The organism is Kribbella sp. NPDC020701, assembly GCF_055562215.1.
The window spans coordinates 378676-403823 of sequence record NZ_JBVHFT010000004.1; the positions used below are offsets into that span (position 1 = coordinate 378676).

At 68.6% G+C, this 25148-nt stretch carries 22 protein-coding genes; 14 read left to right on the top strand and 8 right to left on the bottom strand.

The features are described 5' to 3' along the window. The first annotated feature begins 30 nt into the window (after positions 1-30). Positions 31-540, top strand: a complete 510-nt coding sequence (locus ACZ3HV_RS12045) for a DUF2087 domain-containing protein (RefSeq protein ID WP_465683496.1) — start codon at positions 31-33, stop codon at positions 538-540. Here the strand turns inward: ACZ3HV_RS12045 and ACZ3HV_RS12050 are convergent. Further along, positions 537-3239, bottom strand: coding sequence for a bifunctional acetate--CoA ligase family protein/GNAT family N-acetyltransferase (locus ACZ3HV_RS12050; protein ID WP_465683498.1), 2703 nt, complete (start codon positions 3237-3239; stop codon positions 537-539). The genes ACZ3HV_RS12045 and ACZ3HV_RS12050 overlap by 4 nt on opposite strands. A 36-nt stretch (positions 3240-3275) precedes the next feature. Here ACZ3HV_RS12050 and ACZ3HV_RS12055 point away from each other — a divergent pair, with 36 nt between their 5' ends. The 4 genes from ACZ3HV_RS12055 to ACZ3HV_RS12070 all read left to right on the top strand — a co-directional run bounded on the left by ACZ3HV_RS12055 (position 3276) and on the right by ACZ3HV_RS12070 (position 7327). Next, on the top strand, positions 3276-4328 hold the full coding sequence (locus ACZ3HV_RS12055; RefSeq protein ID WP_465683501.1) for an ArsB/NhaD family transporter: 1053 nt from the start codon (positions 3276-3278) through the stop codon (positions 4326-4328). Between the two features lie 10 nt (positions 4329-4338). Then, positions 4339-6048, top strand: coding sequence for an AMP-binding protein (locus tag ACZ3HV_RS12060; RefSeq protein WP_465683503.1), 1710 nt, complete (start codon positions 4339-4341; stop codon positions 6046-6048). 27 nt (positions 6049-6075) lie between these two features. After that, positions 6076-6843 (top strand): ABC transporter permease, encoded by a 768-nt coding sequence (locus ACZ3HV_RS12065; protein ID WP_465683506.1) that lies wholly within the window; start codon positions 6076-6078, stop codon positions 6841-6843. 235 nt (positions 6844-7078) lie between these two features. After that, positions 7079-7327: a DUF2630 family protein gene (locus tag ACZ3HV_RS12070; RefSeq protein ID WP_465683508.1), complete on the top strand. Its 249-nt coding sequence runs from the start codon at positions 7079-7081 to the stop codon at positions 7325-7327. Here the strand turns inward: ACZ3HV_RS12070 and ACZ3HV_RS12075 are convergent. The 4 genes from ACZ3HV_RS12075 to ACZ3HV_RS12090 are packed head-to-tail and all read right to left on the bottom strand — an operon-like array spanning position 7324 to position 10091. Continuing rightward, positions 7324-7746, bottom strand: a complete 423-nt coding sequence (locus ACZ3HV_RS12075) for a TIGR03667 family PPOX class F420-dependent oxidoreductase (RefSeq protein WP_465683510.1) — start codon at positions 7744-7746, stop codon at positions 7324-7326. The two genes, ACZ3HV_RS12070 and ACZ3HV_RS12075, sit on opposite strands and share 4 nt — an antisense overlap. 19 nt (positions 7747-7765) lie before the next feature. Next, complete coding sequence (locus ACZ3HV_RS12080; RefSeq protein ID WP_465683512.1) at positions 7766-8167, bottom strand: CoA-binding protein; 402 nt, start codon at positions 8165-8167, stop codon at positions 7766-7768. 14 nt (positions 8168-8181) lie between these two features. Beyond that, a complete protein-coding gene (locus tag ACZ3HV_RS12085; protein WP_465683515.1) occupies positions 8182-8835 on the bottom strand; it encodes a response regulator in 654 nt (217 codons plus the stop codon). After that, positions 8817-10091, bottom strand: a complete 1275-nt coding sequence (locus ACZ3HV_RS12090) for a sensor histidine kinase (RefSeq protein ID WP_465683517.1) — start codon at positions 10089-10091, stop codon at positions 8817-8819. Before ACZ3HV_RS12090 ends, ACZ3HV_RS12085 begins: the two co-directional genes overlap by 19 nt. A gap of 109 nt (positions 10092-10200) precedes the next feature. On the opposite strand from ACZ3HV_RS12090, the gene ACZ3HV_RS12095 reads away from it, so the two are divergent. The 7 genes from ACZ3HV_RS12095 to ACZ3HV_RS12125 all read left to right on the top strand — a co-directional run bounded on the left by ACZ3HV_RS12095 (position 10201) and on the right by ACZ3HV_RS12125 (position 19380). Next, the gene (locus ACZ3HV_RS12095; RefSeq protein ID WP_465683519.1) at positions 10201-10968 is read left to right on the top strand and encodes an ABC transporter ATP-binding protein; all 768 of its coding nucleotides are present in this window, start codon (positions 10201-10203) and stop codon (positions 10966-10968) included. After that, the gene (locus tag ACZ3HV_RS12100; protein WP_465683521.1) at positions 10968-12905 is read left to right on the top strand and encodes an FtsX-like permease family protein; all 1938 of its coding nucleotides are present in this window, start codon (positions 10968-10970) and stop codon (positions 12903-12905) included. The genes ACZ3HV_RS12095 and ACZ3HV_RS12100 overlap by 1 nt, the downstream gene beginning before the upstream one ends. A gap of 133 nt (positions 12906-13038) precedes the next feature. Further along, positions 13039-15489 (top strand): DNA gyrase/topoisomerase IV subunit A, encoded by a 2451-nt coding sequence (locus tag ACZ3HV_RS12105; protein ID WP_465683524.1) that lies wholly within the window; start codon positions 13039-13041, stop codon positions 15487-15489. A gap of 5 nt (positions 15490-15494) precedes the next feature. Further along, complete coding sequence (locus tag ACZ3HV_RS12110) at positions 15495-16205, top strand: LppX_LprAFG lipoprotein (RefSeq protein ID WP_360375327.1); 711 nt, start codon at positions 15495-15497, stop codon at positions 16203-16205. Then, a complete protein-coding gene (locus tag ACZ3HV_RS12115) occupies positions 16202-17899 on the top strand; it encodes an MFS transporter (protein ID WP_465683527.1) in 1698 nt (565 codons plus the stop codon). The genes ACZ3HV_RS12110 and ACZ3HV_RS12115 overlap by 4 nt, the downstream gene beginning before the upstream one ends. Before the next feature lie 45 nt (positions 17900-17944). After that, positions 17945-18886 carry a sucrase ferredoxin gene (locus ACZ3HV_RS12120; RefSeq protein WP_465683529.1) on the top strand — a complete coding sequence of 314 codons (942 nt, stop codon included), beginning with the start codon at positions 17945-17947 and terminating at the stop codon, positions 18884-18886. Beyond that, positions 18883-19380, top strand: a complete 498-nt coding sequence (locus tag ACZ3HV_RS12125) for a beta-class carbonic anhydrase (RefSeq protein WP_465683531.1) — start codon at positions 18883-18885, stop codon at positions 19378-19380. The genes ACZ3HV_RS12120 and ACZ3HV_RS12125 overlap by 4 nt, the downstream gene beginning before the upstream one ends. A 437-nt stretch (positions 19381-19817) precedes the next feature. On the opposite strand, the gene ACZ3HV_RS12130 is transcribed toward ACZ3HV_RS12125, so the two are convergent. Beyond that, positions 19818-20111 (bottom strand): antibiotic biosynthesis monooxygenase, encoded by a 294-nt coding sequence (locus tag ACZ3HV_RS12130; RefSeq protein ID WP_360375337.1) that lies wholly within the window; start codon positions 20109-20111, stop codon positions 19818-19820. A gap of 60 nt (positions 20112-20171) precedes the next feature. Between ACZ3HV_RS12130 and ACZ3HV_RS12135 the strand changes: the two genes are divergently transcribed. Continuing rightward, complete coding sequence (locus tag ACZ3HV_RS12135) at positions 20172-20813, top strand: TetR/AcrR family transcriptional regulator (RefSeq protein ID WP_465683534.1); 642 nt, start codon at positions 20172-20174, stop codon at positions 20811-20813. Here ACZ3HV_RS12135 and ACZ3HV_RS12140 read toward each other — a convergent pair. Further along, complete coding sequence (locus tag ACZ3HV_RS12140; protein ID WP_465683536.1) at positions 20806-21549, bottom strand: carbonic anhydrase; 744 nt, start codon at positions 21547-21549, stop codon at positions 20806-20808. The genes ACZ3HV_RS12135 and ACZ3HV_RS12140 overlap by 8 nt on opposite strands. A gap of 57 nt (positions 21550-21606) precedes the next feature. On the opposite strand from ACZ3HV_RS12140, the gene ACZ3HV_RS12145 reads away from it, so the two are divergent. Beyond that, positions 21607-23934 (top strand): RHS repeat-associated core domain-containing protein, encoded by a 2328-nt coding sequence (locus ACZ3HV_RS12145; protein WP_465683538.1) that lies wholly within the window; start codon positions 21607-21609, stop codon positions 23932-23934. Positions 23935-24442: 508 nt separating this feature from the next. Here ACZ3HV_RS12145 and ACZ3HV_RS12150 read toward each other — a convergent pair. Then, positions 24443-24928 (bottom strand): hypothetical protein, encoded by a 486-nt coding sequence (locus ACZ3HV_RS12150; protein WP_465683540.1) that lies wholly within the window; start codon positions 24926-24928, stop codon positions 24443-24445. Between the last annotated feature and the right edge of the window lie 220 nt (positions 24929-25148).

The window sequence follows — 25148 nt, forward strand, 5'->3', positions numbered from 1 at the left end:
CCGGTTGCGGCCCGAACTAGCGTGAAAGTCATGAACGCCGATCAGCTCTGTGGACTGCTGGCCGAACCGTCGAGGCTGCGGACGTACTCCGCCGTCGTCCTCGGCGCCACCACCCCCGAGCAGGTTGCCGGGAGCACGGGACTGCCCGCGGCTGTGGTCGTGAAGGCGTTGCAGAGGCTGACCAAGGGCGGACTGCTCAACGCGAGCGCGGCTGGGCTGAGCGCGGACGAGGGTGCGTTCAAGGACGCGGTGCGCGAGAGTCGCCCGGAGTGGGTGCCACTCGACCCCGATCCGGCGCGGGACAACGTGCTGAAGTCGTTCATCCGGGACGGGCGGCTCACGCACTTCCCGACGTTCCCGGAGAAGCTCCGGATCGTCCTGGAGTACCTGGTGCAGAGCTTCGAACCGGGTCGCAGCTACCCGGAGTCCGAGGTGAACGAGATCCTCAACCAGTGGCACCCCGACCACGCGGCGCTGCGCCGGCAGTTGGTGGACGCCCGGCTCCTCGACCGTACCAACAGCATCTACACCCGGCGCTAGGTCAGGCGGCGGGCCGGCGCGTCTTGGCGAGGTTTCTCGTTGGGGGCGATCCGGATGCTGGTGTCGAGCACGGTCGCTCCCTGGGCCGCGACCAGGACCGAGCGGAGGTCCAGCCGCACGACTTCCTCCAGATCGAGGGTCAGCCGGGAGACGCGATGCAGCAGGTCCTCGATCGCGGGGATGTCCACCGGATCCGATCCGCGGTAGCCGTAGAGCAGAGGTGCCGCGCGAACCTCGCGAACCATCTCCGCGGCGTCGCGGGTGGTCAGCGGCGGCATCCGGTACGAGCGATCGCCCAACAGGTCGGTCGCGACCCCGGACAGGCCGAACGTGACCACCGGCCCGAACGAAACGTCCTCCAAAGCTGAGATCACCACCGGCACCCCGGTCGGCGCCATCTTCTGGACGACCAACTGCGCCCGCGCCGGATCCGACGCAACCCCGAACGACTGCGTCATCTCCGCCCAGGCCGCGCGCATGTCGTCCTCGTCATGGATGTGCCGCCAGATGTCCGCGAGGTCCGGGCGCATCCGCCACTGCTCGGCGGTCGCCTTCAGGATCACCTCGAAGCCGAGGTCCGCGGCCCGCGCGACCGCCTCGTCGGCGCTCAGGACCGGGAACGCCGGCAGCACCGGGATCCCGTAGAAGCTGAGCAGCCGTTGCCGGTCGGCATCGTCCAGGTCGGCGCCGTTCGGGTGCCGTTGCAGGTACTCCGCGACGAAGTCCTCTCCCCCGGCGGTGTCGATCTCCGGCAGGTCCGGGATCCGGCTGTCCGACCGCCGCCGCCACTCCGCGTACTGTGTCGCCTTCGCCAGCGCGCCGACGGCGTACTGCGGGTTCAGGAACGAGGGGATCGATCCACGCGCCGCGCCGCCCTCGTCGTCCGGCACCCGCAGCTCCGCGGGCACACTGCGGGACGCGAGGAAGGTCGACACGACGGGCTTGTCCGAACCGGTCGCCGCCGCGGCCAGGACCTGCGCCACCTCGGCACCATTGGCCTGCACCGGTGGTGTGTAGATGACGACGACCGAGTGCACCCGGTCGTCCGCGAAGACCTCGGACAGCGCCGCGCCGAAATCCGCCGCGGTCGCGTCCGGACTGAGGTTGCGCGGCTCCCCCGCCACGTCCAGGCCGCAGCCGGCCATCGTGTCCAAGGCGAGCAAGGTCAACGCGTCGGAGTTGCTGACGATGGCCACGCGGCGTCCCTTCGGCAGCGGCTGGTGCGCGAGCAGCTGGGCGACGTCGAACAGTTCGCCGGTGGTGTCCACCCTGATCAGCCCGCTCTGCCGGAACAACGACTCGATCGATGCCGGGGGCAACTGACTGCGCCGGACCATCTGCCCGACCGGCACGCCCTGGGTGGCCCGGCCCGACTTCAGCGCGACCACCGGCTTCCGTCCGGCCAGCCGCCGCGACACCCGGCTGAACTTGCGCGGATTGCCCAGCGACTCCAGGTAAAGCAGCACGACCTCGGTCGCCTCGTCGGAGTACCAGTACTGCATCAGGTCGTTGCCCGAGACATCCGCCCGGTTCCCGGCCGACACGAAGCTCGACAACCCGAGGCCACGGCCGGCCATGTCGGCCAGGATCGGCACCCCGAGCGCACCCGACTGGCAGAAGAACGCAACCCGGCCCCGGCTCGGCATCAGCGGCGAGAGCGTCGCGTTGAGCGAGACCCCTGCGGCGGTGTTGATCACCCCGAGCGCATTCGGCCCGATCACCCGCATCCCGTACGACCGGGCGAGACCGACCAGGTACCGCTGCCGCTTCCGACCCTCGTCCCCGATCTCGGCGAACCCGCTGGACACCACGACGAGCCCGCGCACGCCCTTGGCCGCGCAGTCCAGGATCACGTCGGCCACCATCTCAGCCCGGACGGCGACCACAGCCAGATCGACCGTGTCGTCGACCTCGCGGATCGTCGGGCACGCCGGTACGCCCTCGATCTCATCCGCCTTCGTATCGGTGTTGACGGCGTACAAGCGGCCCGGGAAACCGCCGTCACGCAGGTTGCGCAGCAGCGCGTTGCCGATCGTGCCCTCGCGCCGGCTCGCGCCGATCACCGCGACACTCGACGGGGTCAGCAGCCGCGCGATCGACAGCGCCTCGGAGCGCTGCTCGCGGGCCTGCATCACCCCGAACGACGTGTCGGTCGGCGCGATGTCGAACTCGACCACGATCACGCCGTCCTCGAACTCCCGGGCGACCTTGTACCCGGCCTCGGTGAAGACGGTCATCATCTTCCGGTTGTCCGGCAGCACCTCGGCGACGAACCGGGTGATGCCGTTCTCCCGGGCCGCCTGGGCCAGATGCTCGAGGAAGAGCTGCCCGAGGCCGCGGCCCTGGTGGGCGTCCTCGATCAGGAACGCGACCTCCGCCGTCCGCCGTCCGGTCCGCTCGTACCGGCCGACGCCGATCATCTCGCTACCGACGGTGACGATCAGGGCCAGCCGGTCGTGGTAGTCGACCTGTGTGAACCTCGCCACGTCCCGATCGGACAGTTGTGGGTACGGGGCGAAGAAGCGGTAGTACTTCGATTGCTCGGACACCCGGGCGTAGAACGCGACCAGCAGCTCCGCGTCCGCGGACGTGATCGGCCGCAGGTGCGCGGTCGCACCGTCCCGCAGGACGACGTCGGCCTCGAACTCGGCCGGATATCCGTCCTGCTGGTGCGGGTCATACTGGTCCGGCGGTCTCACCGGGCCAAGCCTACTCAAACAGGTACTTCGGAGGTCGTGAATTTGGTCGCGCGGATCGCGCCGGTGCTGGTCTTCCTGATCGCGGTGACCGTCATCGCCGAGCTGGCCGACAAGGCCAAGGTGTTCGACGTCGCGGCCCGCGAGGCCGCGCACCTGGCCCGTGGCCGGGTCTGGCGCCTCTGGCTGCTCGTCGTCGTGCTCGCGACCGGCCTGACGATCGTCCTGTCCCTCGACACCTGCGCGGTGCTGCTGACCCCGGTCGTTCTCGCGATGGCCCGCCAACTCGACATCCCGCCGAAACTGTTCGCGTTCACCACCGTCTGGCTGGCCGCGACCGCATCGCTGCTGCTCCCGGTGTCGAACCTGACCAACCTGCTGGCCCTGCACCAGTTCCGCAAGCTCGACGTGAGCTACCTGTCGGTGAGCTGGCGGCCTGCGATCGCGGCGATTCTGATCACAGTCGCCGTGCTGGCGGTCTTGTTCCACCGCGATCTGCGCCGGACGTACGTCGTACCGCCGACACCGCCGGTGGAGGACAAGGTGCTGTTCTGGGGCTGCACCGCTGTCTGTCTGCTGCTCGGACCGGCCTTCGTGTCCGGGATCGAGGTCGCCTGGCCGGCCGGCGTGGGCGCGATCGTGCTGGTCGTGTTGTTCGCGGTCCGGCGGCGGAGCGTGCTGCGGTGGTCGCTGATCCCGGCGAAGCTGGTGATCACGGTCGTCGTGCTGTTCACCGTCGTCGGCTTCCTCACCGCCCACGGACTGGAAGACCTGCTGCGATGGGTCGCCGGGACCACGTCCGAGCTGCGGTTGAGCGCGACCGCGGCAGTCGGCGCGAACCTGTTCGACAACCTCCCGGCGTACCTGGCGATGGAGCCGGTCGCCTCGAACGACGCACACCGGATGATGGCCCTTCTGATCGGCGTGAACTGCGGCTGCCTGCTCACCCTCTGGGGCTCGCTCGCGACCCTGCTCTGGCGCGCCCGTTGCGACGCCGCCCGCGTCGACATCTCCTGGTGGTCCTTCCTCTGGCGCGGCCTGATCCTGACGCCGCTCGTCGTGGCGGGATCGGTTCTCGCACTGACTGGGTAATGTGCGGGACATGGCTACGGAGCAGAGCACTTCGGAGGTCACGCGGGAGTTCCGGACGGCGCGGGACTTCCTGGTCGCGTACCGGGACGACTACGAGACGGCGTACCGGGACTTCACCTGGCCGGCGTTCGACCGGTTCAACTGGGCCTGCGACTGGTTCGACGCGCTGGCGGTCGAGCAGCCCGAGGTGGCCGCGCTGACGATCGTCGAGGAGGACGGCCAGGTCACCTCGCGGACGTACGCCGAGATGGCCGAGCGGTCCCGCCAGGTCGCCGGCTGGCTGACCGAGGCCGGGCTGCAGCCGGGCGACCGGGTGCTGATCGTGCTCGGCAACCAGGTCGAGCTGTGGGAGACCATGCTCGCCTGCATCCGGGCCGGCGCGGTGATGATCCCCGCGACCACGCTGCTCACCGACGCCGACCTGGCCGACCGGATCACGCGGGGTGGCGTCCGGGCCGTGGTCACGAGCAGTGCGGACGCCGGGAGGTACGCCGGTATCGCGGACCACTGCCTCCGCGTCGCAGTCGGCCCCTCGGTGGAAGGTTGGCTGCACTACGACGACACAGCGTCGTACGACGGACCCGTGCCGGACGTCGACACGGCGGCTGCCGACTCCCTGCTGCTCTACTTCACCTCGGGTACGACGAGTCAGCCCAAGCTGGTCGAACACACCCAGGTCAGCTACCCGGTCGGCCACCTGTCGACGATGTACTGGATCGGTCTCCAGCCCGGCGACGTCCACCTCAACGTGTCCTCCCCCGGATGGGCCAAGCACTCCTGGAGCAACGTCTTCGCGCCGTGGAACGCCGGAGCGACGGTCTTCCTCTACAACTACACACGCTTCGACGCCGAGAAGATGCTGCAGGTCCTGCAGACGTACGGCGTGACCACGTTCTGCGCGCCGCCGACGGTGTGGCGGATGCTGATCCAGGCCGACCTGTCCGCGGTGAAGGTCCAGATCCGGGAGTGCATCTCGGCCGGTGAGCCGCTCAACCCCGAGGTGATCGAGCAGGTCCGGAACGCCTGGGACGTCACCATCCGAGACGGGTACGGGCAGACCGAGACGACCGCGCAGATCGGCAACACACCAGGTCAGCCGGTCAAGCTCGGGTCGATGGGCCGCCCGTTGCCCGGGTACACGATCGCGCTGATCGACCCGGCCTCGGACGAGGTCGGCGACGACGGTGAGATCTGCATCGAGCTGGCGCCGGCGCCGGTCCCGCTGATGCGCGGGTATCGCGACGCCCGCGAGCTGACCGAGGAGGTCATGCGCGGCGGTCACTACCACACCGGCGACGTCGCGAGCCGGGACGCGGACGGTTACATCACCTACGTCGGGCGCTCCGACGACGTGTTCAAGGCCAGCGACTACCGCATCTCGCCGTTCGAGCTCGAGTCGGTGCTGATCGAGCATCCGGCGGTTGCCGAGGCGGCCGTCGTACCGTCGCCGGATCCGGTCCGGCTCGCGGTCCCGAAGGCGTACGTCGTCCTCGCTGCCGGGCACCAGCCGTCCCGCGAGCTGGCCGGCGAGATCCTGCAGTTCTGCCGGGAGCACCTGGCGCCGTACAAGCGGATCCGGCGGATCGAGTTCGCCGAACTGCCGAAGACGATCTCCGGGAAGATCCGGCGGGTCGAGCTGCGCGAGGACGAGGCGGGCAAGGTCGCGAGTGGCTCGGCCACCCAACACGCCTACGACGAGGCCGACTTCAAGCAGGGGTGACGGGCGCGGGCGTGCTCAAATAGCTGGATGTCCTTCGACACCGGTCTAGGTGTGTCCGCCGTTGTCGTCTTGCCGCTGCTGATCGCGATCGGCGTCGGAGCCTCCCGGTACGCCGGTCTCCGGCACGACAAGGGGATCGTCACGGCGGCCCTGCGGGCGATCGTCCAGCTCGCCGCGGTCGGTGCGGTGGTCGGAGTCGCGCTCCAGCACACGTTCGGGGCGATCGCGTTCGTACTGCTGATGTTCGTGGTCGCGACCTTCACCAGCTCCCGGCGGCTCCACTCCACCGCGGTGATCCGCGGGCAGTGGATGTACTGCGGGATCGCGATCGGCCTCGGGGCGCTCGTCGTACTGCTGCTGCTCATCGGCCCGGGCGTGGTGCCGCGCAACCCGGCGACGATCCTGCCGATGGGCGGCATCATCGTCGGCGGGGCGATGACGGCGACCACGCTGGCCGGGCGCCGGATGCTGAGTGAGTACGGCACCCGGTTCGGCGAGTTCGAGGCGGGACTGTCGATCGGGCTGCTCCCGCCGGACGCGTTCAAGCTCGTGGTCGGTTCGGTCGCCGGTGACGCACTGTTGCCGGCGCTTGATCAGACCCGGACCGTCGGGCTGGTATCGCTGCCCGGAGCGTTCGTCGGGATGGTGCTCGGCGGAGCCTCGCCGACCGAGGCGGCCGCGTTGCAGCTCGTGGTCCTGATCGGGCTGATCGCCGCCGAGGCGATCGCAATCCTGGCCATCACCGAGCTCCTGGCCCGTGCACCGCTACCGGACGGGCGTACCGTTTCCCCATGACCGTATCGATGCCACGCCTCCGGCGCGGCGGGCCATGGGGCTTTGACTCCCGGCCTTCCCTCGTCGCTCCGGTCGCTGTGCATTTGGCCACGCCTCCGGCGCGGCGGGTCATGGGGCTGGTACTCCCGCTCTTCCCTCGTCGCTCCAGTCGCTTCGCTCCCTGCGCTCCTCAGTCCAGATCGGGAGGCCCCATGACCGGGCTCCCTCCACTCCTCAGTCCAGGCCGGGAGGCCCCATGACCAGTGACAAGCCCCTCTTCAGCCGGATCGACGAGCTGGTCGCCGAGGAGCACGAGCTCCGCACCAAGCACGCCTCCGGCGGGATCAACGACACCGACGAGCGCGCTCGGCTGCGGGCCCTCGAGGTCGAGCTCGACCAGTGCTGGGACCTGCTCCGCCAGCGCCGGGCCAAGCGCGAGTTCGGCGAGAACCCGGACACCGCGGCAGCCCGCTCAGCCGACACCGTCGAGGGCTACCTCAACTAGAAACCGCGCAGTTTCTTCGGGGTGATCCGGATCAGGACCGAGTAGTCGGCGTGGAACTGGTCCGTGGTCATCCCGAGGGCGACGATGGCGTCGGCGTACTTCGCGTTGTAGGCGGCCAGGGCCGCACCGGAGATCGGTGACTCCTCGACGACCGCCGTACCGGAGATGACGCCGACGTCTCCGCCGGAGTGGGTGGCGTTGAAGTTCACCGCCACCTGCGGGTGGTCGGCGATGTTGTGCAGCTTGGCCTTGGCCGGCTGGCTGCTGATCAGGATCTCGTCGTCGTGCCACAGGAACCACACCGGGTTCGGCGCCGGCGTACCCGACGTGCCGACGGTGGTCAGCCACACCACCACCTCGTCGTCCAGCTGCCGCACGATCCGCTTGCCGAAGTCGGCGGACGTGTCGATCGTGATCATTCAGGCCCCTTCGAAGGTCTCAGGACGGACCCAGCCGGCCCCACTCGATCGCCGGGCAGTGGTTCATCACCATGGTCAGGCCTGCCGCGGTCGTGCGGGTGTAAGCGTCCTGGTCCACTACATCCAGCTGGAACCACACCGCCTTGGCGTTGATTCCCACCGCCTGGTCCGCGATGTCGCCGGCCAGCTCGGACCGGACGAACACGTCCACACAGTCGACCGGGAACGGGATGTCCGCGAGCGTCGCGTACCCCTGCTCGCCGTGCACGCTCTCCGCCGACGGGTGCACCGGCACGATCCGCTTCCCATGCCCCTGCAGGAACCGCGCCACGCCGTACGCCGCCCGGCTGGTGTTGTTGGACAGTCCCACCACAGCCCATATCTGGCAGTCCGCCAGGATCTTGCGGATATCAGCATCCATACGTCGATCCTCTCTCAGCTACGCAAGTAGGTGAGCACGGCCGACACCCGGCGGTCCAGCCCGTCGTCCAGCTGGAGCTTGGCGAAGATGTTCCCGACGTGCTTGCGTACGGCGGCCTCACTCACGACCAACTGCTCTGCGATCGACGCGTTCACCCGTCCCTCGGCCATCAGGGCGAGCACCTCCAGCTCACGCGGTGTGAGCGCCGCCAGCGGTCCGTCGTTCCGCCGCCTGGCGAGCAGCTGCCGGACCACCTCCGGGTCGACCACCGTCCCGCCGTCGGCGACCCGGTCCAATGACTCGAGGAACTCCGCGACGTGCCCGACCCGGTCCTTCAGCAGGTACCCGATCCCGCCGGTCGTTGTCTCGAGCAACGACGAGAGGTACGCGTCGGCGACGTACTGGGACAGCACCAGGATGCCGATCGACGGCAGCTCGGCCCGGATCGCCGCGGCCGCCCGCAGGCCCTCGTCACTGTGCCCGGGTGGCATCCGCACGTCGGTGATGACGACGTCCGGCGGCTCCTTGCGTACGACGGCCAGCAGCGTGTCCGCATCGCCGACGGTGTCGCGTACTTCGTGCCCGGCGTGGTTCAGGATGCTCGCCAGTCCCTCCCGCAACAGCAGCGAGTCTTCGGCCAGCACGATGCTCAGTCGCCGAGTCGGCACGGGCACTCCATCCTCAGTCGTGTCGGCCCACCGGGTGGGCTGTCGATGACGAGTGTGCCTCCCAACGCGTCCAACCTGGTCACCAAGCCGGTGAGCCCGCTCCCCGCGCCCAGCTTCGCGCCGCCCCGGCCGTCGTCGGTGACGCTGATGACCAGTTGGTCACGGTCGATCCGTCCGCTGACCTCGCAGCTGGACGCCTGCGCGTGCTTGGCGACGTTCGCGAGCGCCTCACTCACGACGAAGTACGCCGCTGCCTCGATCGGCGGCGGCAACCGCGACGGCAGGGCCAGTTGCACCGTCACCGGCAACGGCATCCGGTCCGCCACCTCCCGTACGGCGGCCTCCAGCCCGTGGTCGACGAGGACACGCGGGTGGATCCCGCGCACCGCCTCGCGCAGATCGGCCAGCGCCGCCTCGGCCTCGGCGTGGGCCTTGACCACCAGCCGCCGCCCCTCCCCCTCCGGCAGATCCAGCTCGGCCAGCCCGAGCGTCATGGTGAGTCCGACGAGCCGCTGCTGGACACCGTCGTGCAGGTGCCGCTCGATCCGCACCCGCTCGGTCTCGAACGCGTCCACCAGATCCAGCCGTGACCGCCGCAGCTCGGCCACGTTCCGCTGCAACTCCTCCTGCCGAGGACCCAACATCGCCTTCGCCAACGAAGCCTCCGCTCCCGCGAGGACGCCCAGCAGATAGGAGCTGACCACGTAGAACACCGGGCCGAACAGGATCAGGAAGGCGAACCCTTCCCGAGCGGAGTCCAGCGTCCAGGGCCCCATCCCCATCTCTTCGTTGTCGGCGATTGCCGGCGCGGCCAAGGTGATGCCGAGGATCGTCGCGCTGAGTCCGGCCAGCAACGCACTGAACGGCCAGACGAAGACACCCAGCACGAACCCGTACCCAAGTGCGCGCAGCGACGCCTGCTCGCGGCGGCGGAACTTCAGCTTCTCGCGCAGCGACAGTGTGGTCGGCAGCTTCGCGTGTGGGCTGCTGATACCGCCCAACAGCACCAGCCCGGCCCGCCACCGCTCGACCCACCCGATCGCTCCCCCGATGAGCGGGAACGCCGCCAGCATCAGGATGCCGATCAGGATCGGACTGAGCACTGCGCTGAGTGCTGCCAGGCCGACGAGGACTCCGATGGACAGCACACCCATCGGCACGGAACTGAACAGATAGGCGTAGCTGCGCCACGGCCATGACGACACCAGGTAGCGCCGCGATGCCAGCGCGGCCCATGCCGTCGTAGGTCTCTCCACCCTGCCAACCCTAGGTCGAGAACAGCCCGCTCGACGGTAGCGTGCGCGCTACTCCGGGACTCCTCCGTGGGCCAGGGTGCGGAGCGGCGTACGACGGTTGGCTGGGACCATGACCGCTACCGCGCCGACGTACCCGAGCGTCGTACCCACCGAGCCGCCTGCTCTGCTGCTCGACGGCATCACCAAGACCTACCGCTCCAAGGCCGGAGCGGTCGACGCGCTGCGAGGCGTGACCCATCACTTCGCCAGGGGCTCGTTCACGGCCGTGATGGGCGCATCCGGCTCCGGCAAGTCCACGCTGCTGCAGTGCGCCGCCGGACTCGACCAGCCGACGCGCGGCACCGTCGTACTGGGCGGGGTGAACCTGAGCGGCCTCAACGAGGTCGCACTCACCAAGCTCCGCCGCTCGGAGATGGGCTTCGTCTTCCAGGCGTACAACCTACTGCCCTCGCTGACCGTGTACGACAACGTGGCGCTCCCCCTGCGGCTGACCGGTCGCCGGCCGAGCCGAGGCGACGTACTCCAGGTGCTGGACCAGGTCGGTCTGCAGGGCAAGGCCAAGCGCCGGCCGGCCGAGCTGTCCGGTGGTCAGCAGCAGCGGGTCGCGATCGCGCGGGCCCTGATCACCAAGCCGTCGGTCTTCTTCGCCGACGAGCCGACCGGCGCCCTGGACAGCGGGACCAGCCGGCAGATCCTCACGTTGTTGCGGGAGGCAACGGACCGCGCCGGGCAGACAGTCGTCATGGTGACCCACGACCCGGTCGCCGCCGCGTACGCCGAACGCGTCCTGTTCCTGTCCGACGGCCTGATCGCAGGCCACCTCGACCGGGGTACGCCGGGCCAGATCGCCGCCGCGATGAGTGAGCTGGAACGCTGATGTTCTACCTGAGCCGGCAGACGGTCAGCCGCCACCGATCCCTGTACGCCGGGTCCTTCGTGGCACTCGCGGTCGGGGTGTTCCTCCTCGGTCTCGCAGCCACCGCGACCGCCGCAACCATCGCCTATCGCGGACCCGCCGCCGCGAGCATCATGGTGACGACGCTCGGCGGAGATGGCGCTGCCCCGCGATCGATCCGCGTCCCGATGTCGGACGCCGACGTCTCCGGACTGCAGACGGTACTCAGCCTGGTCGGGACGATCTGCGGGTTCATCACGATCTTCGTCATCGCGAGTACGTTCGCCTTCGCCGTGGCGTCACGCCGTCGCGAGCTCGGCCTGCTGCGCCTGATCGGCGCCACTCCCCGCCAGATCCGCCGCATGATTCTCGGTGAGGCGCTGGTGGTCGCGCTCGCGGCCTCGATCACGGGTGCGGTGTTCGCCCAACTGGCGACGCCGCTGCTGCTGCGGAAGGCGTCGTACACGGACTTGGCGCCGGTGAAGCTCGAGACGGCCTCACCGTGGGTGCCGCTGTCGATCGCGGTTGGCGCCGGAGTGCTGGTCGCGATGCTCGGTGCGCGGTCGGCGGCCAGGCGGGCTGGCAGGGTCGGTGCGATCGACGCGTTGCGTGAGGCAGCGCTGGAGCCGCCGCGGATCGGGCCGGTGCGGGTGGTGTTCGGTCTGCTGTTCCTGGCGGGGTCGATCACGATGCTGGCGCTCATCCGGCCGTCGACCGGTGAAGGCGCCGTACCGCTGGCGATGTTCACTCCGATGCTGCTCGTGATCGCGCTGACGCTGCTCGCGCCGCTCGTGGTGCCATGGATCAGCCGGCTCTGGGCGCTGCCGCTGGTGGCGTGGACGCAGGTGTCCGGCCGGCTCGCGCGAAGCAATGTGGTCGCGGCACCGCGACGGAGCGCCTCGCTCGCGGCGCCGATCCTGTCCATCTCCGCGATCGCCGGTTCGATGGTGCTCAGTCTCAGCTTCGCCGCCGACAGTGCCGCCGCCACGATCCGTGACGCGGTCCGCGCGCCGATCGTGGTCACCGGAGCTCCTGATCTGTCAGCGATCCCCGGCGTGGGGGTTGTGGATGCCGGACTGCCGATCCAGCTGGTCCGGATCGATAGAGACGACGCCCAGCTCGAGGACGCCGAGGGCATCGACCCGGCGATCGCCACCCGGACCCGCGACCTCACCACGCTGTCCGGGGACCTCGGCCGGCTGACCGGCAATTCTGTTGCCATCAGCAAGGAGATGTCCGGTCTCGAGCACTACCGGGTCGGCGACGAGATCCCGGTGACATTCCTCGACCGGACCGCGGCCAAGCTCCGGGTGGTCGCGATCGTCAAGGACGCGTTCGGCGTGAATCCGTCGCTCCTGCTCCCGCTTCCCCTCGTCCGCGAGCACGCTCCGAAGGCCGAGCCAGAGCGGCTCTTCGTCCTGCCGACGGAAGGGGTCGCCGCGACCGAGCTCCTGGCCCGGCTCCCCCAGGCTCAGCCGGCGACCGACTGGGAGGACGAGCAGGCCGAAGGTGTCCGCAAGGGGAACCAGTTCGGGCTGATCCTGCTGCTCGGCCCGGCCGCGCTCTACAGCGCGATCGCCATCGCGAACACGCTTCTGATGGGCAGTCTGCAGCGGCGGCACGAGTTCGTCACTTCACGGTTGCTCGGCGCGACGCCGGCCCAGATCCGCCGGATGGTGCTGTGGGAGTCCTCACTGGTCGGAGCCGTCGCGCTCACGCTCGGTACGGCGATCACGGTGACGGTCGGGATCCTGATCCGGCACGCGCTGACGGCGGGGGTGGCCGACGTACCGGTGACCGTGCCGTGGGCGATCCTGCTGGGGATCGCGGGAATCTGTCTGCTCCTGGCGGTAGGGTCCGCTCTGGCCCCGACGACGTACATCCTGCGCCGGTCGCAGCCGTCCGCAGCGGTGGAATAGACCGGTATCGGGCGGATCGACCGGCGCAAGGGTGGGTCGTGGCCGGGGAAATTGCCGTTCACCAGGGACAATAGGCACAGCGTCGGACCGTCGCGGCGCCGCACCGGCTTGATCGAGGAGTTCGTAGACCCGCATGGCACGCCGTACCAGCACCACCGCCGAGCCCGAGGACTTCGAGGAGCACATCCTCGACGTCGATGTCTCCGACGAGATGCGCACCAGCTACCTGGAGTACGCCTACTCGGTGATCTACTCCCGAGCGCTGCCGGACGCACGGGACGGGCTGAAACCGGTCCAGCGGCGGATCCTGTTCTCGATGGCGGAGAACAACATCCGCCCCGACCGCGGGCACGTGAAGTCGGCCCGCGTCGTCGGTGAGGTCATGGGTAAGTACCACCCGCACGGCGACGGTGCGATCTACGACGCCCTGGTCCGGACCGCGCAGCCGTGGTCGATGCGGGTCCCGCTGATCGACGGGCACGGGAACTTCGGCTCCCTCGACGACGGCCCCGCCGCGATGCGGTACACCGAGTGCCGGATGGCACCGCCCGCGGTGGCGATGACCCACGGCCTGGACGAGAACGTCGTCGACTTCCGGCCGAACTACGACGGCCAGGAGGAAGAGCCGTCCGTGCTGCCGGCCGCCTTCCCGAACCTGGTGGTCAACGGCGCCACCGGGATCGCGGTCGGGATGGCCACCAACATGGCCCCGCACAACCTGGTCGAGGTGATCCAGGCGCTGCGGCACCTGATCAAGACCCCGGGCGCCGACCTGGACGACCTGATGCGGTTCATCCCCGGCCCGGACCTGCCGACCGGCGGCAAGATCGTCGGCCTGGAAGGCATCAAGGACGCGTACGCGACCGGCCGGGGCAGCTTCAAGATGCGCTCCACCGCCCGGATCGAGAACGTCACCCCGCGACGCAAGGGCATCGTGGTCACCGAGCTGCCGTACGCGGTCGGCCCGGAGAAGGTGATCGAGAAGATCAAGACCCTGGTCCAGGCCAAGAAGCTGCAGGGCATCGCCGACGTCAAGGACCTGACCGACCGTACGCACGGCACCCAGCTGGTGATCGAGGTCAAGAACGGCTTCGTCCCCGAGGCCCTGCTCGAGCAGCTGTACAAGCTGACCCCGCTCGAGGACTCGTTCCACGTCAACAACGTCTGCCTGGTCGACGGCCAGCCGCGCACCCTCGGCCTGAAGGAACTCCTCGAGGTCTACCTCGGCCACCGGTACGACGTGACGCGCCGGCGCAGCGAGTTCCGCCGGAAGAAGGCGCAGGACCGGCTGCACATCGTCGACGGCCTGCTGATCGCGATCCTGGACATCGACGAGGTCATCCAGATCATCCGGTCCAGCGACGACGCGGCCGCCGCCCGGACCAGGCTGATGGACATCTACGACCTGACCGAGGTGCAGACCAACTACATCCTCGACATGCCGCTGCGCCGGCTGACCAAGTTCTCCAAGCTCGAACTGGAGACCGAGAAGGGCGAGCTCGAGCGCGAGATCGAGCGGCTGACCGCGATCCTCGAGGACGAGGCGCTGCTGAAGAAGACGGTCTCCGACGAGCTGGCCGAGGTCGCCAAGACCTACGGCACACCGCGGCGGACCGTGCTGCTGGAGTCGTCCGGCGCGACCAAGACCGCGGCCGTGCCGCTCGAGGTCAGCGACGACCCGTGCTGGATCCTGATGAGCTCGACCGGTCTACTCGCTCGGACGAACGGTGTGGAGCCGTTCGGCACCGGCGACACCCGGGCGAAGCACGATGCGATCGTCTCGGCGGTGAAGAGCACGGCGCGTGGTCAGTACGGTCTGATCACCAGCGCCGGTCGCTTGATCCGGCTCGAGTCGCTCGACCTCCCCGCCGTGCCGACGACCGCGAACGCGCCGAACCTGCAAGGTGGCGCGCCAGTGGCGGAGTTCGTGTCGCTGGAGCCTGGTGAGAAGGCGCTCGCGCTGACCACGATGGATCCTGACTCGGTCGGGGTCGCACTCGGTACGACGGGTGGCGTGGTGAAGCGGGTCGTGCCGGACCACCTGAGCAACCGGGACTCGTGGGAGATCATCCGGCTGAACGACGGCGACGAGGTGATCGGTGCGGTCGAGCTGGCCACGGGTGAAGAGGCGCTGTGCTTCATCACCTCGGACGCGCAGTTGCTGCACTTCTCGGCCTCGGCCGTGCGGCCGCAGGGTCGGACCGCGGGCGGTATGGCCGGTGTTCGGCTGGCCGCCAAGGCGAAGGTCGTCTTCTTCGGTGCTGTCGACACCAACCGCGAGGCACAGGTCGTCACGATCGCCGGCTCGTCGTCGGCGCTCCCGGGGACCGAGGTCGGTGCGGTGAAGGTGACGCCGTTCTCGGAGTACCCGGGCAAGGGTCGTGGCACCGGCGGTGTGCGGTGCCAGCGGCTGCTGAAGGGTGAGGACGGGTTGCTGCTGGCGTTCGCCGGTTCGGCGCCGGTTCGAGCCAGCGCGAGCAGCGGCGCTCCGGTCGAGTTGCCGCCGATCGATCCTCGGCGCGACGGTTCCGGCGTACCGGTGGCTCAGCCCATCGCCGCGTGCGCTCCCGATCTGGCAGGCTGACCCCCGTGAAGAGACTGCTCGCGCTCGGCGCGGTCCTGGTGCTGGCGCTCGCGGGCTGCAGCGACAAGAAGGATTCCGGTGGCAGCGACGGCGGTCAGTCGGGTGACGACGCTGCCGCGCTGCTGACGGCGGCGAAGAAGTCCATCGACGACGCGGCCAGCGTGCACATCGTGCTGGCCGGGCGGGACCTGCCGGACAACGCGCAGACCCTGGCGAGTGGTGACGGCGTCGCGACGCACGCGCCGGCGTTCAAGGGCAAGCTGACCGTGCGCTCGGGCGGCTCGCCCATCGATGCCGATGTGGTGGCGGTCGGAAGCAAGGTCTACGCCAAGCTGCCGTTCACGCCGGGCTTCATCGAGCTGCCGCCGTCGCAGCTGGCCGGCCTCGGCGCGCCCGACCCGGCGATCCTGCTCGACCCGGCGAAGGGTCTCACCGCGGTGCTGCCGACGGTGAAGGACCCGAAGGTCAAGGGCGAGAGCCGTGAGGGTGCGAAGGTCCTCACCGAGATCACCGGCACCGTCCAGGGCAAGTCGCTGCAAGGCATCTTCCCGAAGGCTCCCGCCGACCAGGACTTCCCGAGCACCTTCAAGATCGACAAGGACACCAAGCAGCTGGTCTCCGCGACCATCACCGGCCCCTTCTACGCCGGCGCGACCAGCAGCTACGACATCACGCTCGACAAGTACGGCGAGAAGGTCGAGATCACCAAGCCGTGAGCGAGGACTCGCCCGTCGGCCGCGCGGTGCCGGTGAGCAGCCCGAGGACCCGGCTCACGCTCGCCTCGATCGCCGTGGCGTTCGCAGCCGCGGATACGTACGTCGTCGTGCTGGCGCTGCCGAACATGATGGCCGGGGTCGGACTGTCGGCCGATGAACTGCAGCGGGCGGCGCCGATCATCTCGGGGTTCCTGCTCGGATACATCGCGGTGCTGCCGCTGATCGGGCGGATCACGGATGTGGTCGGGCGGACGCCGGTGCTCGTGGGCGCGCTGGTGCTGTTCGCGGTCGGGTCGTTGATCACAGCCGGCGCGTACGACCTTCCGCTGGTGGTAACCGGTCGGTTTCTTCAGGGTGTCGGCGGCGGTGGGCTGGTGCCGGCGACCCTGGCGCTGGTGGCTGACCTGTGGCCGGCTGACCGGCGAGGGTTGCCACTGGGAGTCGTGGGCGCGGTCCAGGAGCTCGGCTCCGTACTGGGACCGCTGCTCGGCGCGCTGGTGCTCGCGGTCGCCGACTGGCGGTACATCTTCTGGCTCAACCTCGTCGTGGCAGTCGTGCTCGCGGTGTTACTGCGGGGCTTGAAGCTGCCGCCTTGGTCCGCGGTCGTCGGGGTGCTGGCGTGCGTCGCGCTCGGGCTCACTCTCACCGCACCCGAGCGACTGGCGACCGGTGTGACGCTCGGTCTGCCCTTCGTGCCGTTCACCGGTTCGTCCCGGCTGCTCACGCCGATCGGAGTCGCCACGCTCGTACTGGCGCTCCTCTGGCTCGGCCTGGTCCTGTGGCGGAGTCGTGGTCACCTGGCAGCCGTGTTGTCGCGGGTCGATCTCGTCGGGGCTGTCCTGCTGGCTCTCGCCCTCGCAGGCGTCGTACTCGCGTTCGCCACCGCGGATCCCGAGCGTGAGTTGATGGCGCCGGCCGGTCCGTGGTTGCTGGTCGCCGCTGCTGTCTTCGCGATCGCGTTCGCGGCGTGGCAACGCCGTACGCCGCGGGCGATCGTGCCGCGCGGACTCCTGGGTGCGCGGCCGGCTTGGGGCTCGCTGGTCGTCAGTTTCCTGGTCGGCTGCGCGCTGATCGCCGCGCTGGTCGATGTGCCCGTGTTCGCTCGTACGACACAGGGCGGCGGACAGTTGGCCGCAGCGCTCGTACTGCTGCGGTTCCTGATCGCGCTCCCGGTCGGTGCGGTCGTCGGCGGCTGGCTGACTCGGCGCTACGGCCTCGGCCTGATCACGGGCGCCGGCCTCGCGTTGTCCGGCGCGATGTTCGGGCTGATGGCGTTCTGGAGTCGTACGGCGCTCGACCACTGGCCGGCCACGGTCGTACTGCTGCTGTGTGGCTTCGGCTTCGGACTCGCCCTGTCACCCGTCAACACCGCCATGCTCGGCGCAACGCCGGCCGACAGCCACGGCTTGGTCAGTGCACTGGTCGTGGTCGCGCGGATGGTCGGCATGCTGGTCGGCGTCTCCGCCCTCACCGCCATCGGACTCCGCCGGTACTTCGCACTCGCCGACGACATCCCATCCCCGAACGAGCTGTGCCCGTCGTCCCCCGGCAACTGCCGCCCGTTCGTCGACGCCCTCCGCGACGCCGCCGTTTCACAAGTTCACGCAATCTTCGCCGGTGCCGCCATCTCCGCCTTCCTGGCCGCCACCCTCGCCGTCCTACTCCTCGGCCGACGTGGTGTTGTGCACAGATGATGATCATCATGCGGGAACCTGTCTCATCTCGCGTACCGTGATGCTGTGACCCGACCTCCCGACGCCACCGGCCGCGCTGGCCTGTGCTCGACGTTCTGCCGGGAGTTGCGTGAGCCGCTTCCTGGTACGGCGGTCGTGGCCGCGGGATGGGTGGTGCTCGAGCAGCCCGGCCCGTGGGGTGCGAAGGCGCCGACCCAGAGCCACCTGGACCCGGAGTTCGGCGGTGACTTCGACGACGCGTGCAAGAAGGTCGACGTGCGCTTCGGACTGATCCGCTCCCCCGGTCGGCACTCGGACGCGACCGAGCGGTCACACCAGGTCTTCGTCGCTTCGACCGCGCCAGGGCGGACGTGGCTGCTCGGCGGCAGTGTCGGTGATTCCACCGAGCTGGATCAGCTCGACCTCGACGCGGTGGGTCGCGGTGACCTGGGCGCGGTGATGGCATCGCTGCCTGCCCTCGCTCCGGTCGAGGGTCCTGTGGTGCTGGTCTGCACCAACGGCAAGCGGGACGAGTGCTGCGCGCTGCTCGGCCGGCCCCTCGTCTCGGCCCTGGCCAAGATCGCGCCGGGCCGGGTGTGGGAGGCCAACCACCTCGGCGGTCACCGGTTCGCGCCGACGGCGACCTTCCTGCCGGCCGGCACCATGCACGGCCACCTCACCGCCGAGACCGCCGCCACCGTCCTCGACGCGGCTGCTCGCGGCGAGACGGTGCTCACCGGCTTGCGCGGCCGGTCGACCTGGACCAAACGCGGTCAGGCCGCGGAGATCGCCGTACGCCGACTGACCGGAGAACTAGCGCTGGATGCCCTCATCGTCGCGGGCGAAGACCTCGAATCCGTGACGGTGTGGCACCGCGACGGCCGGTTCTGGACCGTGCCGGTGACCAGCGCACCCGCCGATCCACCTCGTCCGGAGTCCTGCGGAAAGGAGCCGTTCGCGATGTCGATCCTGCAAGTCGGAAACCCTGTGCCAGGTGAGGCCCGATGACCCCCGGGTTCGAGGACCTGCTGGCCGCCAACGCGGAGTACGCCGCCGACTTCCACTACGGCGGTTTCGACGGCATCGCGCACGCCGGCGTCGGTGTGGTCACCTGTATGGACTCCCGGATCCCACCGCTGGAGATGCTCGGGCTGAAGCCGGGCGACGCGAAGGTGCTGCGCAGCGCCGGCGGCCGGGTCACCGAGGTGACGATGACCGGTCTGGTGCTCGGCGTACAGCTACTCGGCGTCCGCCGGATCATGATCATCCCGCACACCCGCTGCGCGATGGCCGCGATGTCCGAGGACGCTCTGCGTGCCAAGGTCGAGCTGGCCGCGGGCAAGCCGGCCGGCTACCTCCCGATCCACGTCATCCCCGATCAGCTCGAGGCACTGCGCCGTGACGTCGCCGCGGTCCGCGAACACCCGCTGATCGGCGAGGACATCCTCGTCGGCGGCTTCATGTACGACGTGGACAACGGCCACCTGAGCCAGATCGACTGACGCCCGAGGAGACCAGCCAGTGACGGGTGGCCCGCTCGCCACGCCTGCCCTGCGGACGTTGCCGTTGGGAACCTTGCGACCAGCCGGTTGGTTGCTCGAGCGGCTGCGCCTGCAAGCCGACGGGATGGCCGGGCCAGGTCGGCGGCGAGCCACCGCACGCCACCTGGGAAGTCCACCCGACGACGGCCTGGAACTATGCGATCGAGCCCGACCACACCGCGGTCGCCCGGCACCGATCACCGACAACCCGTTCACACCGACCACAGCGCCCCTCGGTGTGCAGGTCCGCGGGCGCCGCATCCCCTGGCCCCTGGAACACGGCGCCGCGGCTGCACCTCCGTCCGGAGTTGCCTCGGCCGACGCACCTCTCGAAGACCTGACCCTGATCCCTTACGGCTGCACGAAGCTCCGCGTCACCGAACTCCCCGGACCACCGGCTAACGCTCGTCGACCACCTCGATCTCGTCGACGGCCGACGTACCTTCGCGGACCAGGGCGAAGGCGGCCTTGGTCTCGGCCAAGGTCGGGGCGAGCTCGCGAGCTGCTTTCAGGTCGTCGGCCGACTCCCAGCGCCAGACGCCGACCCACTGATCCTCGAGTCGTCCCAGGCGAGCCTCGGTCAGGCCCGGGATGGTGGCGCGGACCGCGTCCACGAGGTCGTTGTGCCGCGTGCGGATGTCAGCGGCGTCGTCGGTGGTGGCTTCGAAGCGGGTGATCGCGATGAGCGACATGACTAAACTCTTTCTCTAGAGTTGACTTATAGTGAACGAATCTAGAGATAGACTCTAGTCATGACTGTTGTCAAGCGACCTAATCGCCGGGCGGAGAAGGCCCAGGAGACCCGGCGGCGGATCATCGAGGCCGCGGCCGACCTGTTCGTCGCGGACGGGTACGGCGCGACCAACCTGCAGGATGTGGCCGACCGGGCCGGCGTCGCCGTTCAGACGATCTACTTCGTCTTCGGCAACAAACGCGTGCTCCTGAAGGAGCTGGTCGACGTCACGATCGCCGGCGACAGCGAGCCGATCGCCACCATGGACCGCCCGTGGTTCACCGACGCGCTGGCCGCGCCCACGGCCCAGGGCATGCTGACCGCATACGTCCCGGGGTCGAGCGCCATACTCGCTCGCGTCTCACCGATCATGCGCGTCCTCGAAGCCGCCGTCGCGAACGATCCCGAGGTCGCCGCCCTCTGGCCCCAGGACGAGGACCTCCGGTACGTCGTCCAACGGGCAGCCGCTGACGCTCTCGTCGCCAAGCCAGGCGCCCACAAGGAACTCACGACCGACGAAGCCGCAGACCTCCTCTACGGCATCCTCAGCCCCGAGCTCTATCTCCTCTTCACCCGCGACCGCGCCTGGCCCCACGACCGCTGGGTCGACTGGGCAACCTCAACCCTCCACAGCCAGCTCTGCGCACCAGGCGTTAGCTGACGGTCACCTTGCCGGTGTCGAGTTCGTAGTAGGCGGCGACGAGTTTGAGTTTGCCTGACTTCTCGAGCGGGCCGACCACCGGCGACTGGCGGAGTTTGGCGAGGACCAGGTAGACGTTGGCGTGGATGGCATTGGTGAGCAGGTCGCCCGGCTTGCCGGCGACCTGACGAACCGCCGGGGCGAGCGTGTCGACGAGGTAGCCGATCGCACCGGCCTCGGAGGTGCGGTGGGTCGCATCGAGCGCCTTGATCGTGGCGTCCAGGGCGCCACAGCGTTGATGACCGAGGACCATCAGGAGCGGCGTGTGCAGCTCGGCGACCCCGAACTCCACGCTCCCTATCACCGACTGGTCGAGGGCTTCACCGGCACTGCGTACGACGACCAGATCGCCGAGGCCCTGGTCGAAGACAAGCTCGATCGGGACGCGAGAATCAACACATCCGAGGACCGTTGCGAACGGGTGCTGGCCCTTGCTCACCGCGATCCGCCGGGCGATGCCCTCGTCGAGCTCTTCGTCCCGCTCCGCGACGAACCGCGCATTGCCCTCCATCAACCGCACCAGCGCTTGGTTGCCATCGACAACCAAAGGCGCCGGCACAGCTGGGTCCGGGGGTTTCGGACCACCCGTGGGCCGGCCGGTCGTCGTACCTGACGTGGTGCTGTCGGCGCATCCGGCGAGGGCTCCGGCGGCGAGGGCGGCGGCAGTCAGGAACCGCCGGCGGGATGGAGCGCTCACGGGTACTCCTCACAGAAGAGGCGGCGTGGGCGATCGCCGCCTCTCGACGGTAACGCATTGCATACTGTCTGCAATACCTGCGCTTGTTCGAATCTCTCGGAACTCGGGCTGCCGGGGCTGGCCGGCAAAACCATCACCGACGTCGACCTCGATGGCACGAACAGCGCCGGCGACATCGTGAAACTCACCCGCTACGACGCAGAAGGCCGCGCCATCGAAACCCGGCAACCGAAGTCGAATGGCGCCGACGCCGGCACCACCAAGACCATCTACTACACCGCCGACACCAACACCGGTTCCCCGGAGTGCGGCAGCAAGCCGCAGTGGGCCGGGCTGGTCTGCAAGACCCACCCCGCCGCAGCGCCCACCTCCGGACCGACCCTGCCGACGACAACAACGTCCGCCTTCAACTACCTGCTATCGCCGGAAACCGTCACCGAAACCTCGGGCACAGTCGTCCGCACCACTACAACGACCTACCTGGCCGACGGCCGCACCGACTCCACCGCGACTACAGCCACTGGCCTGACCGGGTCGATGCCGAACACCAACAAGACCGCCACCTACGACCCGGCCACCGGTCAACCAACCGTCGTGACCGCCAAGAACGCCGACAACAGCATCGCTGGCACGATCACCACCGGCTACGACACGTGGGGCCGCCAGACCTCCTACCAGCCCTCCGGCGACGCGGCCACCACGACCGTCTACAACGCGGCCGGGGACGTCGCCACGGTTACCGACCCGAACGGCACGACCACTTACACCTATGACGGCACCGACGCCAATGGAAAGGCCGAGCACCGTGGCCTGACCACCAGAGTCGACGTCTCCGCTGCCGGTATCACCTGGACCTCCACCAGTGGCTATGACGCCACCGGCGCGCTTACCACGCAGAAATTGCCCGGCGGCGTCACTCGGCACAACGACTTCGACAACGCCGGCGCACCGGTCGGTCTCAGCTACACCGGCCAAGTCACCACCGTGAACGCCGACGGTTCGACCACCGTCGATCCCGACGGTGGCTGGCTGTCTTGGTCTCTCGAGAATGACGCCTCGGGCCGGGCCACGCACGAATGGACCCCGGACGGCAACGCCTTCACCACCGCAACCGGCGGCGCGATCCCGTACGACCGCCGCTACACCTACGACAACGCCGGACGCCTCACCCAAGTCAACGACCGCACCGCCCCAACCTCCGGCGCCGACATCAACGACCCATCCATCACACCCTGCGTCACCCGGACGTACGGCTTCGACGCCAACGACAACCGGCTCACCAAGGCCACCGCACCCGCGGCCGCCGACGGCTCCTGCACCACTGCGGGCGCCACCACCAACACCCGGGCGTTCGACACCGCCGACCGGCCTGTCACCGGCGCCAACGGATCTCGCACCTACACCTATGACCCGTTCGGCCGCACCACCACTCTGCCAGCCTCCGATGCTCCCCGCCCGACCGACGGCGACATCACTCTCGCCTACTACGACAACGACCTCGTCCGCAGCATCACCCAGGGCGGCACCACCACCAGCTACACCCTCGACGCTCAAAACCGGCGCGCCACCGAAACCGTCGCCGGTGCTTCGGGATCGACGCAGACCATCCGGCACTACACCGACACCAGCGACAACCCGACCTGGACAACTACGGGACCGACCGCTCAGCGCTTGATTGACTTCGGCGCGGGTCTGGCCATGACCGCCGACCAGGACGGCGGCTCGCTGGCGCTAGGGAACCCTCACGGCGACATCGTTACCACCGCGAATGTCGCCGCCCCCGGAACGATCGCGACAGCCATAGAGGCGTGGTCGAACTACGACGAATACGGAATGGTCACCGCACCTTCCGGCAACAACGCGCCTTACGGGTGGCTCGGAGCGAACCAGCGTCCAACATCCGCGAGTGGCCTGATTCTCATGGGGGTACGGGTCTATAACCCGGCAACTGGCGCGTTCCAATCCAATGACCCCGTTCCAGGCGGCAACGCGAACCGCTACACCTACCCAACTGACCCGACGACGAGCTTTGACCTCGATGGCCAAATGAAACGCCAGGAGCGAGGCGGCGGCAGTGGCCGCCACTACAAGAAGCTCACCAAGAAGCAAATCAAGAAGGCCAAGAAATACATGAGTTTCTTCAAGCACTATGGCAAGAAGACGCTCAAGAAGGCCAAGAAAAAGATGGACTGGGAGTGCATTTGGGCCTGCGCCACCATGGTGCTCGTCACGGTCGCGTTCGCGACGGCAATCCTGGCCGTCATCACGTTCGGTTGGACTCTTGTCGTCATCGGTGCCGTCGCCGGAGCTTGGGCAGCGCTCGTCGCCGCCTATTGGTGGTGGAAGACTGCATGCGTGAAAAGATACTATCCAGACAAAGCGTAGGCAGGAGGAATAACAGATGAAGGCGCTTAGGGGTGCGGCCATCCTTGAAATGGCAGGCGCAGTCGGTCTAATGGTGTTCGCAGCCGCTACAACCAACTGGCTGCCGGCGGCGATCGGGGGAGTCCTTTGCGTGACCGGAATCCTCTTTTGGCGGGCCGCGGATGATCCGCGAAGCGTCACGATCACAACTTGGCAGCTGCTGCTTCTGGCGGTCGGGTCCTGCGGGGCAGTGACTGCGCTCACCGCAGCCCGTCCATGGCTTCATGGCGGCTCCCTGCACGCCGCCGAGGCAGTCGGGCTGTGCGTCCTCGCCATCGCGCCCTGGTACGCCACTAGGGTGAGTCGCGCGAACAGGACAGACTCGCAGAGGTAACGACGCCCGAAGTTCGTGGCGTAACGAGGCGCGCCGCTGTCGATGCAACTAACCGCTAAGAATTGGTCTCAAATTCGCTAGGCTCTGGTCAATCGTGACCAGAGCCTGGCTGAGGCCAGGCTGAGGCCCGGCCCATCAGCTTGTTACACTGTGTTCCTTAAGGAGATCCTCAAGCCACTGTGCAAGGGCCGGCATGTTTTTGACCGCTGTTTGGTTAATGGTGAGATCCCTGCCCCAAGGATCCTTCGCAATGATCGGTAGAGCCTGGAAACCCGGGCCGCGACGGACCAGGCCAATCGCGCCTACCTCGGCCCACCTGAGAGATTTCTTGCGCCCGACAAGAATGCCTCGATGGTCGACCGTCAGCGCCGGGTAGCCTGTCACAAGTTGCCAGACGCCCTGTCCAGTAAGAGCGACGCCCACCCCGGCGATCACAACCAGGAGAGCGAGCCGGACCCCGCCGGCCTCACGTGTCGAGGACAGTGTGGGTAGCTGGGTCAAAGCGATTACGAGCCAGAGCAAGCCCAGACCCGCTAGTATAACTCTGGGTCGCGCGATGAAGACCACGCGACCGTTGCGCTGCAGTTCGTCCGTCCATACAGCTGGCGATGCCTCGCCCATTACTAGCACCTCAACCCCCACTCGTGATGACGCTGCCGGAGCTAATAGTATTTCGCATTGGATCGCAGAAGGGGATGTGCTGCGTCGCCGGGCTGCCTCCCGATGGCGCGGTGTTTGAGCGCGATGCCCGCTCAGCTGACCTTGGGCCCACGACGAGGGTGTTGGCTACCACGACGGTCGAGCCGAGGGCGACAGTGAGCAGGCTTGCGGCACAGGCAAG